10 protein-coding genes are annotated in these 10,965 nt (G+C 58.8%); 9 read left to right on the top strand and 1 reads right to left on the bottom strand.

All coding sequences use genetic code 11. The annotated features are described in order from the left end of the window. Nucleotides 1-234: 234 nt before the first annotated feature. The gene (locus LHW45_08835; protein ID MCB5285677.1) at nt 235-1,023 is read right to left on the bottom strand and encodes a methyltransferase; all 789 of its coding nucleotides are present in this window, start codon (nt 1,021-1,023) and stop codon (nt 235-237) included. A gap of 109 nt (nt 1,024-1,132) precedes the next feature. On the opposite strand from LHW45_08835, the gene LHW45_08830 reads away from it, so the two are divergent. From LHW45_08830 to LHW45_08790, 9 genes are all read left to right on the top strand, one after another. After that, entirely contained in the window at nt 1,133-1,990 is an 858-nt protein-coding gene (locus LHW45_08830) for a PHP domain-containing protein (protein ID MCB5285676.1), read from the top strand. Beyond that, nucleotides 1,975-2,514, top strand: coding sequence for a hypothetical protein (locus LHW45_08825; GenBank protein ID MCB5285675.1), 540 nt, complete (start codon nt 1,975-1,977; stop codon nt 2,512-2,514). The genes LHW45_08830 and LHW45_08825 overlap by 16 nt, the downstream gene beginning before the upstream one ends. Continuing rightward, nucleotides 2,511-3,677 carry a pyridoxal phosphate-dependent aminotransferase gene (locus LHW45_08820; GenBank protein ID MCB5285674.1) on the top strand — a complete coding sequence of 389 codons (1,167 nt, stop codon included), beginning with the start codon at nt 2,511-2,513 and terminating at the stop codon, nt 3,675-3,677. Before LHW45_08825 ends, LHW45_08820 begins: the two co-directional genes overlap by 4 nt. 3 nt (nt 3,678-3,680) lie before the next feature. Then, nucleotides 3,681-4,505 carry a 2,3,4,5-tetrahydropyridine-2,6-dicarboxylate N-succinyltransferase gene (locus tag LHW45_08815; protein ID MCB5285673.1) on the top strand — a complete coding sequence of 275 codons (825 nt, stop codon included), beginning with the start codon at nt 3,681-3,683 and terminating at the stop codon, nt 4,503-4,505. Beyond that, a complete protein-coding gene (locus tag LHW45_08810; protein MCB5285672.1) occupies nt 4,489-5,604 on the top strand; it encodes a pyridoxal phosphate-dependent aminotransferase in 1,116 nt (371 codons plus the stop codon). The genes LHW45_08815 and LHW45_08810 overlap by 17 nt, the downstream gene beginning before the upstream one ends. Next, nucleotides 5,585-7,171, top strand: coding sequence for an amidohydrolase (locus LHW45_08805; protein ID MCB5285671.1), 1,587 nt, complete (start codon nt 5,585-5,587; stop codon nt 7,169-7,171). The genes LHW45_08810 and LHW45_08805 overlap by 20 nt, the downstream gene beginning before the upstream one ends. A 23-nt stretch (nt 7,172-7,194) precedes the next feature. Further along, on the top strand, nt 7,195-8,574 hold the full coding sequence (locus LHW45_08800) for an aminomethyl transferase family protein (protein ID MCB5285670.1): 1,380 nt from the start codon (nt 7,195-7,197) through the stop codon (nt 8,572-8,574). A 127-nt stretch (nt 8,575-8,701) separates the two neighbouring features. Beyond that, on the top strand, nt 8,702-9,328 hold the full coding sequence (locus LHW45_08795) for a hypothetical protein (protein MCB5285669.1): 627 nt from the start codon (nt 8,702-8,704) through the stop codon (nt 9,326-9,328). A 382-nt stretch (nt 9,329-9,710) separates the two neighbouring features. Then, nucleotides 9,711-10,706 (top strand): hypothetical protein, encoded by a 996-nt coding sequence (locus LHW45_08790; GenBank protein MCB5285668.1) that lies wholly within the window; start codon nt 9,711-9,713, stop codon nt 10,704-10,706. Nucleotides 10,707-10,965 lie beyond the last annotated feature (259 nt).

The raw sequence follows: 10,965 nt of genomic DNA, 5'->3' as shown, positions 1-10,965 counted from the left end.
ATTGGGCACCAACTTGAATCACATATTTAATAGCGCCACAATATAATAAGCCAATTTCTTGTCAAGCTTTTTCTTGCATATTTTTTAATTATTTCATGGGGTATTGTGGAGCTTTGTCAACAGTCTGAAATATCAATACGGTATCAATACGGAATCATTACGGATGAAATCCGTATTGATTCCGTATTGATACCGTATTGATATTGGGGACGACGTGGGTTTTTGCCAGCGGAGTCAGGGCTTTTTTTGGGCCACAATGATGATCCCGGTGCCGGTTTTGTTATTGCCTTTGAGGTCCAGGCGCATCAGGATCTCCGCCAAGGGATAGATCAAAAGGTAATACAGTGGCAGGAGCGGCAGGAAGAGCTTGCTTTTGGCGATCAGGATGAGCGGATGCTTCATCAGCAGGCGCCAGGACAGGCTGCCCCAAGCGCCGTAGCTGTATTTGCTTTCCAGGATGGCGAAGCCGCTGGCGCGCAGTTTATCCTCCAGTTCGGCCTTGTTGTAGCCGGGGCGGACGTGCTCAGAGGTGAATTTGGCCGCCTCATCGGTATCCGAGGGTGTGGAGATGATCAGGATCCCGCCTGCCGCCATCGCGCTGTGGAAATTGCGCAGCACGGCCAGGTCGTCCGGAATGTGTTCCAGGATGTCGATCGCGGTAACCAGATCATAGGAATTGCGCGGCGTGAAGGTCTGCAGGTCGGCCTGCTGCCAGGAGAAACGGCCGGGAAAGCGCTGTTTGGCGTAGCGGGCAAAATCCTCCAGGTAATCGCGCTTGAGATCGCTGGCAAAGACTTTGGCGGTGGGATAGTGCTTCAGCACATGCCAGGAATACTGGCAGAAACCTGCTCCGGCGTCGTAGTGGCGAAACCCTCGCGCGGAGGGAAAGTGCTGGCTTAGGGCGCGTTTCACGTGGCGTTGCCGCAGCAGCAGCAGGTCCAGGGCGCGGTAGAAAAGCGCGCGGGCGGCAGGCCAAATCCTGATCACACGGGCGGCGCGGTCTTTGAGCGGATCGTATTCCATCGGTTTCTCCTTGAGCTTGCGGATCCATTTCCCCCGGCAGGGGTCATGATCATAAAAAAATCATTGACGATTTTTGGGTAGCCAGAATTACGTCAATAGAAAAGAGATTATGATCGTCAAGAATATAGATCCCATCAAGCGCATCAATCTCCATCTGCACACCAACGTTTCAGATGGATTGCTCAGTCCTGCGCAGCTGGTCAGTCGTGCTCGGCAAATCGGACTGGACCTGATCTCCATTACGGATCACGATACCGGAGACGCCTACCGGATGCTTCCGGAAGACGTTGCGCCGCTGCGGATCCTGCCTGGGATGGAGATCAGCTCTGATCATGAAGGCTCCGACGTCCACATCCTCGCCCTGGGGGTAAATCTGGAATCCCCCTCGCTGGTGGAGATGATGGAAATGTATCTGATCGGCCGGCGGGAACGGGCCATCCGGATGATCGACAAACTGGCCGACCTGGGCTTGGAACTCACCCTGGATGAAGTGGTGGCCGTGGCCGGCAGCCGCGAACTGATCGTGCGACCGCACATCGCGCAGATCCTGGTTGACCGCGGCTATGTGCACTCCAAAAACGAAGCTTTCGACAAATATATCGGCAACGACAAACCCGCCTATTCGCCCAAGCCGGAATTTTCCGTTCCAGACGCCATCAGGGTGATCCACGAGGCGCAAGGCTTCGCGCTGATCGCCCATCCGGGCAAGCTGGAAAAGGAAAGCTACATCGAGGAATTCATCGCCATGGGCATCGATGGCCTTGAGGTTTGGCATCCGGACCATTATCAGTATCAGATCCAGGCCTACAAAGAGATCTGCCAGAACAACGGGCTCTACATGACCGCCGGCAGCGATTTCCACGGCGACAAGGACCGCCACAACCTCTTCGACGCCGCCCCGGCCGACAGCGTGATCCTGGAAAGCGTGAACCGCCTCTGGAGAGAGTATCAGTGCCGCGTGAGCTGAATTTCGACTTAGTGCGGGGGCGCATGCCCGTGCGCTACCGGATGCCTGTGGTGAAAAGGGTTTTGGGCATTGTGGCCCACAGCCTGATCTCCGGCTATTGCATCTTCGTGCTGTTCTTTGTGATCCGTAACACCAGCCCCTTTCTGATGAAATTTGTGCCCCTGCTGGTGCTGTTCGTTTCGCTGGACGCGCTCTTCAAGCATTTCACCACGCTTAACTCCGTGATCTTCACCCCCGAATGCCTCTGGTTCCGCTATCTGCTGCTGCCCTCCGTGCCCATCGAATACGACAGGATCAGCAGCATGGAGCTGCGCAAGGTGATCACCTACTACATGTTTCTGGAATTCACCGACCGCCGTGGGAAACCGCGCGTCCTGAAAAGCCCCGCCTCCTTTCCCAAGATGCTGGAGATCATGTACAACATCGCGGACCTGGCCCCTCAGGCAAGGCTGAACGATGAACTGGACAAGATGGTGGGCGTGATCCGCAGAGTGAAGGAAAGACAGGGCCAGGACGGGCAATGAACTTTGATTTTGACCGGCTGACCGACCGGCGTGGCAGCGGCTGCTTCAAATATGACGCCCTTGCCATGATCTACGGGCGCGACGACCTGATCTCACTCTGGGTGGCGGACATGGATTTTCCCGTGGCCCCGGCCATCAGGGAGGCCCTGCAAAAACGGCTCGATCACGGCGTCTTTGGCTACAACCTGCGTCTGCCAGTGTTTTACGACACCGTTCTGAACTGGGCGGAAAATCGGTATGGACTTAAGGCTGACCGCAACTGGCTGCTGTCCTCGCCAGGGGTGATGCCCGCGGTGAGCCTGGCGGTTTCGGTGCTTTCTCAGCCCGGAGACGGAGTGCTGATCCAGACCCCGGTTTACCGGCCTTTCCACAACGCGGTTCTGGACCAGGGCCGCGTCCTGCTCACTTCGCCGCTGCTGCTGCAGGGCGGACGCTATGAGATCGATTTCGACGACTTTGAACGCAAACTCCAAAGCGCCAAGCTGTTCATCCTCTGCAGTCCCCACAACCCCGTGGGCAGGCTCTGGAGCGAGGCGGAGCTGCGCCAAATGGGTCAGCTTTGCCAGCGCCACGATGTGAAAGTGATCAGCGACGAGATCCACGCCGATCTGGCCTATGATGGCGTCAAAGCTTATTCCCTGGCGGCTTTGGATGATTTCGCGGACATCACCCTCTGCTGCCTCTCGCCGGCCAAATCCTTCAATCTGGCCGGACTCGCCAGCGCGGTGGTGTTGGTGAAAAATCCCTCACTGCGCCAGCCTTTGGCCACCGCCATCGAAAAATATCATCTCTACATGGGCAACAGCTTTGGAATCGAGGCCACCATCGCCGCCTACCGGGATTCCGACGCCTGGCTGCAGGAGCTTCTGGCCTATCTGCAAGGCAACCTCGACTTCCTGCTGGAGGCTTTCGCGCGGGAACTTCCCCAGTTGCGGATGCTCAAACCGGAGGCCAGCTATCTGGCCTGGATCGATTTTCGCGCCCTGGGCCTCTCCGATCAGGCGATCGCCGAGCTGTTGGTAAACAAAGCCAGGCTGGCCCTCGATCCCGGACTGAAATTCGGAGACGATGGCGCGGGCTTCCAGAGGCTGAATTTCGGCTGCCCGCGCGCGGTCCTGACCGAAGCCCTTACCCGTCTCAAACACGCCATCAACGAGGTTTAAACCATGCAAGACGCCATCACCGCCCTCTATCAGGCCAAGCCGGAGGCATACACTCCCGCGGACAGAGACCTCTTCACGGCCTTCATCCAAGCCCTGAACGAAGGCCGGATCAGGGCTTGCGAGCCCTCTTTGCAAGGCTGGAAAGTGAATCAGTGGATCAAGATGGGCATTCTCACCGGTTTCCGGATGGGGACGCTCGCGGAAATGCCCTGGAGTGCCGGCAAGAGTTTTTTTGACAAGGACACCCTGCCGGAGAAGGTTTTCACGCTCGCGGACAAGGTGCGGATCGTGCCCGGAGGCAGTTCCGCGCGCAGCGGCTGCTATGTGGCCCCCGGGGTGACAGTGATGCCGCCTGCCTTCATCAATATCGGAGCCTACGTGGACAGCGGCACTTTGGTGGATTCCCATGCCCTCGTGGGTTCCTGCGCCCAGATCGGAAAAAACGTCCACCTCTCCGCCGGCGCCATGATCGGCGGGGTGCTGGAGCCCATAGGTTCCCGCCCCGTGGTGATCGAGGATGACGCCTTCATCGGCGGCAACACCGGCATCTACGAAGGCATTTTGGTCCAAAAACGGGCTGTGATCGCCTCCGGGACCGTGATCACGGCTTCCACGCCCATCTGGGATTCCGTGCGCTCGGAGTTCCTCCAGCGCGATCCCGGCGGTTCTTTCACCGTGCCGGAAGGTGCCGTGGTGGTACCCGGCAGCCGGCAGATGAAGAACTATCCAAGCTTTCAGGTCTATTGCCCCGTGATCGTTAAATACCGCGATGCCAAGACCGACAACGCCGTGCAGCTCGAGCAGGACCTGCGTGCCGTCTTTGACTGAGGCCCGGCGCCTGCGGGGCATCGAACTTTCCCTCATTCGCCGGATCATGCAGGCCGCGCCGCCCGGCGCCATCAACCTGGCTTTGGGCGAGCTCGGCTTTCCCCTGCCTTCATCCCTGCGGAGCAAAGCGCTGGAACTGCTGCAGACGGAAACCCCGGTTTACACCCCCAACGCCGGAATTCCTGAACTCAGGGAAGCTGTCGCCAAACTCCATCCCGGCTGCGCTTCATCCTCCGTCTGCGTTTGCAACGGAGTGGAGGAAGCCCTGTTCGTGAGCATGCTGGCGCTGCTCGATCCCGGCGACAGCGTGGCCATTCCGGATCCGGATTATCCCGCCTATTCGGCAATCGCCAAGATGCTGGATTGCAGTGTTATACGTTTACCTTTTGAAAGTGATCTCTCAAGTGTGGATTGGAAACTCTGGGACAGGCTGTTAACTACAGAAGTAAAAGCCCTGGTTTTCAGCCACCCCTCCAATCCCGCGGGCCACATCTTCACGGAGGCGGAGGCGGACCGCCTGGCCGGGCTCTGCTCGGAGCGCGGTATCACTTTGATCGTGGACGGGATCTATGACCGCCTTGTTTTCGCAGGTAAGGTGCCGGAATTCTCTGGACGCTTATCTAATCTGTTTTTGCTGGGCGGCCTCTCCAAATCGCACTGCCTCAGCGGCTGGAGGATAGGCTGGATTGTGGCGCCGCCGGAACTGGCGGAGGCCGTGGTGAAGACCCGGCAATACGTATCCACCTGCAGCAACTGGCTTTCCCAGCATCTGGCGGTGTACGCGCTGGCGGAAGAGGGATTGGCGGCCTCCCAGGATGTACTGGAGCAGTTGAAAAGCTGCCGCGAACTTGCCTTGAACAGGCTGAAACCCTGGCGGAAAGAAGTTTTGGCGCCCGCGGCCGGACCCTATCTGATGCTGCGCACGCGGGGCGATGACCTGCAGATCTGTGAGGACCTGGCTGCCCAAGGCGTGATCTGCGTTCCCGGACGGGCCTTCGGCAAGCGGGCCAGGGGCTGGATCCGGCTCAACATCGCCGTGGCCCCCAACAAGCTGGAATCAGCGCTGGAGCTTGTGATCAATGAACTATATCTTCACTAACGGCCGCCTGGTAACCTGCGAGACTCCCGGCGCGATGCTCAACTCCTCGCTGCTGGTGGCGCGAGGCAGGATCGCTGCGATCGGCAGCCTGGACGACTGCAAGCACGGTTCCCCGGAGCCTTTCGAGCTAATCGATTTGCGCGGTAACCTGTTGTTGCCGGCCTTTACGGATACCCACACGCATTTCACAGAATACGCCAAAAACCGGGCCCAGATCGATCTGGCCGGTTGCTCCAGCGTCGCTGGGATTCGTCAGCGTCTGGAAACTTACCGGCGGACCAACCCGGAACTGCCACGCTGGATCCTGGGTGGCGGCTGGGACAAAAACAGCCTGGACGAGCCCCAGGCCCTGAACCATAAACTACTGGACGAATTCTTCCCCCATACCCCCACCGCTCTCTATAGCAAGGATTACCACAGCCGCTGGTGCAATACCGCGGCTCTGAAAGCCGCGGGGATATCGTCTGCCAGTCCGGACCCCGCCGGCGGCCGGATCCACATGGACTCTGCCGGTCATCCGACCGGGATCCTGGTGGAAACTGCCTCTGAACATCTGGAGAAGTTCATTGTCCCGCTCTCGGACGAGCAAACCCTCCGCTGTCTTGAACAGGCTGCCCGCGAGATCCACAAGCTTGGCCTGGTGAGCGTTCACAGCATGGAAGTGCCCGCCGGGGCGAGGGTCCTGGAGGAGTTTTGCTCCCAAAGCCGGTTGCTGAGGGTTTGCCGCCATTTTTATCTGGAGGAGTTTGCCACCCTGCGGGATTCCGGCCTCCGCACCGGCAGCGGCGACCACTGGTATCGCCTGGGCGGCTTGAAGCTTTTTGCCGATGGTTCGCTGGGTTCGCAAACCGGTGCCATTTTTGGCGAAAATCCCCAATCCGCCGGCAATCGCGGCATTCTGCGCCACAGCGGAGAAGAGATCCATGCTTTGGCCAAACAAGCCGCGGAACACGGTTTTACCTGCCTGGTGCACGCCATTGGCGACCGCGCGGTGTTCACGGTGATCCAGGCCCTGCTGCGCTTGCAACGCAGCGGACTGAAAGCTCCCAGCCCTTTCAGGATCGAGCATGTGCAGGCCATCCGGCCTGAAGACATCCCCCTGCTGAAGGAATGTGGGGCTTACTGCGCCCTTCAGCCCGTGCATCTGGCCAACGACGTGGACATGATCGAAGCTCACTGGCGCCAGATCAGGCACGAGGCTTACAGCTTCCGGTCCATCCTCTCTGCCGGCATACCGGTGGGTTTCGGTTCGGACGCCCCCATCGAGACGATCAATCCCTTCGCGGGCATCTACAGCGCCGTGGAGCGGAGGAAGAACCTGGATCCGCGTGAACCGGCCTGGCTACCTGAGCAGCGCATCAGCGTGCCTGAAGCCCTTCACGCCTACACTCTGGGCGCGGCGCGGGTTTCCGGCGCGGAGTCCTGGAGCGGCTCCCTCACCCCGGGCAAGGTGGCGGACCTGATCGTCCTCAAGGATTTTACCGCCCTGCCTCCGGAATACTGGCTCGAGGCATCGTCGCTGCTCACAATGCTGGACGGGCAAATCGTCTTCAGAGATCAAATTTAAAAAATACATGCAAGGAGTCAATCATGGCTAAGTTAGGATTCGATTTCCCGGCGGTGCCCCGCAGGACATTCCTCTACGAACTGGAGGAAAGCTGGTATCTGCCCCTGCTGGCCCAGAAAAAGGGCCTGCCCCTCCAGGAGATCAAACGCAGCAATTTTGGCGAATACGACATGGCGGTGAACTACCTCACTTCCGTTTTGGATGAGGCTGCCGCCATCAACACCCTGGCCATCTACAACATCGACCACATGGCCCAGATCCGTTTCACCGGCAAGGACGCCCCCACCTTGCTGGATCGCGCCCTGGCGGGCCGCATGAGCGAAATGAAGGTGGGAGCCTGCAAATACACTCTCCTGCTGAACGAACAGGGCGGCGTGCAGGACGACATGATCCTCATGCGCCTCTCCGATACGGAATTCATTGCCGTGATCAATGCCGGGCACGACATCACCGATCACGTGAACGGACAGGAACTGATCGCGGACATCGACCGCATCATGGCCTGCAAAATGGATGGGGAAGAGGTGGAGGCCACCGATATCTCGGACCAACTGGTGAAGGTGGACATCCAGGGCCCGCTCTCCTACAAGCTGATAAAGCAGATCTACGGCGTGGAAGTACTCAAAAACCGCCTGCAGCCGGAAAAGAACATGAACTACTTCACTTTCAATGAATTTGAGCGCGACGGCGCCAGCTACCTGATCAGCCGCACCGGCTACACCAACCGCTGGGGCTGGGAACTCTATTTGCCCGTGGCCAAAGCCGCGGAGGACTTCAAAAAGATCGTCAGCCTCGCCCTCGACCTTGGCGGCATGCTGGTCGGTTTGGGTGGGCGCGACGAAAACCGCATTTCCGCCGGGCCCTTCGGCCTGCCTCTGATGGGCAGTGAATACGATCCCCGGCACAATCCCATCCACGCTCCGCTCTTCGACGCCGCGGTGGATATGGGCAAGCCGGACTTTGTGGGCAAAGCCGCCCTGGAAAAGGGTTTCACCGCCGATCCCCGCAAGGCCCTGGTCCTCTTCGTGTCCGAAGGCATCGCCACCCACCGCCGCGTTTACCAGAACGGGACCTGCCTCGGCACGGTAACCTCCAGCATCAACTCCCCCAATCTTTCGCTGGAACAGCGTTTGGCTCTCGGCTCTCAACGCCGCAACGTGAACGCCGAGGACGGCAACGCGGCCATTGGACTGGCCTGGCTTTACGCCGATCCCTTCCAGAAGGACGCGGACGGCAGATACATCTCTCACGAGAACGACCGTCCCATCCGCATCCCGGTGCAGCTCTTCCGCGTGGATGAAGCAGGAAACACCGTTGGATCGCCTCTCGCGGCTTACCTGACCCAGGAGGGGGTGTCTCCAGCCACCGCGCCCAAACCGCTGAAAAACATAGAGAACCTCTAAAGCGTAACAACTCAACAACTGACCTGCCTGAGATCCTCCCCCGGTTTCAGGCCGGTTTTTTTGTGCGCAGGATTTTTGGCTGAGCAGGTATTATCTGTAGAATCATCCATTCCCCAAGGAGGAAGACATGAAACCGAGACTTTTATTGATCGCCTGCCTGGCCCTGATGACCGGGCTGCTCAGTGCCCAGAACATCTTCGGCGCTTTCCAGATCTACACCGAACCTGTGGGCGCTTCGATCACACTGTATGGTACCAATCAATATCTGGGATCCACCCCCAGCCAGGCCATCCCCATCACCATGGACCAATACATGACCTACAATTGGGGCGTTCCCGGCCGGGTGTTCGACCTCGTGATCTCCAAACCGGGCTACATCCCCATGCGGCAGCAGATCTTCGTACCCTACAACGCCCGGCATCAAAGGGATGCCCTGCGCCATCCCACCGTCTTCCATTTCAACCTCCAGCGGCAACCAATGCAGCCTCATCCACATTGGCCAAACTGGAATCCCAGCACCTACTATTACTATGTTGACCCCTGGCCCGGAACCGGGTACGGCCACGGTTGGAACGGTCCCGGACACGGTAACAATCACGGTGGCCCCGGCCACGGACCAGGACATGGCAACAACCAGGGCGGCCCCGGCCAAGGTAATAACCAGGGCGGCCACGGCGGCGGCCACGGTCACAACGATGACGGACCGGGCCACAACCCTCCTTCCGGCGGACACGCCGGACATCCCAGACCCTGAGTGAAGCTCTCTGCTGCTCACACAACCTCCCTCAACAGCCACCCCCATCTCCCGGGGGTGGCTTTTTGGGCTCAGGATCAAATGATGGTGGCGCAGGATTCCGATCCTGCGGGTGAATTTATTGAGCAGGCTGCAAACCATTAAAAGCTCTTTGTTGGCGCAGTCAGGAATGGAACGCAAGTTTGGCCTGAATGTTGCATCACATTTATAAGGGTGATGGTGTCATCGCCTCCGGGTGAGGTTCAGGCCTCTCCGGTCCCAACCTGGGAAGTGTTCGGGGGTTCCGCCCTTCGGTTTACGCGGATGTGGACCCGATTTATTTTGCAGGATTTGGGATCAGCCTTGTATAAACTATAGAATAACTACTCCCAAGGGAGGAAAAATGAAAACCAAGATATTGCTCGCCGTCTGCCTGCTCCTCAGTGCGGGCCTGCTGAGCGCCTACGACCTGTTTGGCGCTTTCCAGATCAAAACCTCGCCCAGGGGCGCGGACGTGAACCTTTCCGAGATCGACCTCTATCTGTGTTCGACGCCCAGTCCCGTCTATCCGGTCTTCATGGATGATTACATGGAACTGCGGGAAGGCATACCCGGTCGCGTGATCAGGGTGATCATCACCAAGGAAGGGTACGTTCCCATTGAGAAGAACCTGTTCGTGCCTTTTCTCTACACGGACCAGAGGATGGCCCTGGATTATCCCACGGTCTTCAATTTCCGGCTTACCCGCGATAGAAGCGGCAGCTACGTAAGCATCTGCAACTATTATGCCTATAACTATTACCGGCCCCGCCCCGTGTACTATACCTACTACCCTGGCTACTACTGGTATCCACCCCCTCCTGGCGGCTACCTTCCTCATCCCCCCGGCTGGAATCCTCCCGGTCCCCCTCCCGGTGGCAATCATCCAGGACATCCTGGCAGCCACGGCGGCGGTGGGGCCAACCCTCCCGGCGGTGGTGGCGGTAATCCCGGCAGCCACGGGGGTGGCGGCAGTCACGGCTCCGATCCTGGGATCACTCCTCCCGGCGGCGGTGGACACGGCTCCAATCCCGGCGGCGGTGGCTACACACCTCCCAGCGGCGGCTACGGCAGCGGCGGCAGCTACACCCCCCCGAGTAATCCCTCGAACCAGAAACCCCGGCCGAACAACAACCCCGGTGGGGGCAGTGTAGTGGAAAAACAGAAACCAATTTATGTTCCCAGCGGCGGAAACGGCGGCACGGTGGAGAAAACCAAACCCAATAATACTCCCAGCGGTGGAAACAGCGGCACGGTTGAAAAAGTCAAGCCCAACGGCAAGGAGAAGCCAGGCAAGGAAGAAAAGCAAGAACAACCCCTGGATGTCTTGCGCCAGGCCACAGGACGCGACAGGAAGTAAGCCAATAACAGACCCAGATAATAGCGCAGAGCGGCCCACCCGGCCGCTCTGTTGCGTTTGGCCGTTGCAGTGTTTTGGCTTTGCTTCAGTTTCAAAAGGATTATGATTGCTCTCAGCGAGTTATGCCGGCTTCGCTGATACATTCTCTCCCTCGATTGTGGATGCCCCGCTGATCTTCAAGCCATGACCAGGCGATGCCCAAGGTTGGGCATGAACCGGACTTCAGCAACGCGGGGGAGGGCAGAACAGCATCGGGGGG

The sequence above is a fragment of the Candidatus Cloacimonadota bacterium genome (genome assembly GCA_020532085.1).
GTDB lineage: Bacteria > Cloacimonadota > Cloacimonadia > Cloacimonadales > Cloacimonadaceae > Syntrophosphaera.
This window is presented reverse-complemented; position numbering and strand designations above follow the sequence as displayed.

Excerpts from the sequence above, each read along its gene's own strand:
- LHW45_08835 (MCB5285677.1), bottom strand. The coding sequence starts at position 1,023 with ATGGAATACGATCCGCTCAAAGACCGCGCCGCCCGTGTGATCAGGATT.
- LHW45_08830 (MCB5285676.1), top strand. The coding sequence starts at position 1,133 with ATGATCGTCAAGAATATAGATCCCATCAAGCGCATCAATCTCCATCTG.
- LHW45_08820 (MCB5285674.1), top strand. The coding sequence starts at position 2,511 with ATGAACTTTGATTTTGACCGGCTGACCGACCGGCGTGGCAGCGGCTGC.
- LHW45_08815 (MCB5285673.1), top strand. The coding sequence starts at position 3,681 with ATGCAAGACGCCATCACCGCCCTCTATCAGGCCAAGCCGGAGGCATAC.
- LHW45_08805 (MCB5285671.1), top strand. The coding sequence starts at position 5,585 with ATGAACTATATCTTCACTAACGGCCGCCTGGTAACCTGCGAGACTCCC.
- LHW45_08800 (MCB5285670.1), top strand. The coding sequence starts at position 7,195 with ATGGCTAAGTTAGGATTCGATTTCCCGGCGGTGCCCCGCAGGACATTC.
- LHW45_08795 (MCB5285669.1), top strand. The coding sequence starts at position 8,702 with ATGAAACCGAGACTTTTATTGATCGCCTGCCTGGCCCTGATGACCGGG.
- LHW45_08790 (MCB5285668.1), top strand. The coding sequence starts at position 9,711 with ATGAAAACCAAGATATTGCTCGCCGTCTGCCTGCTCCTCAGTGCGGGC.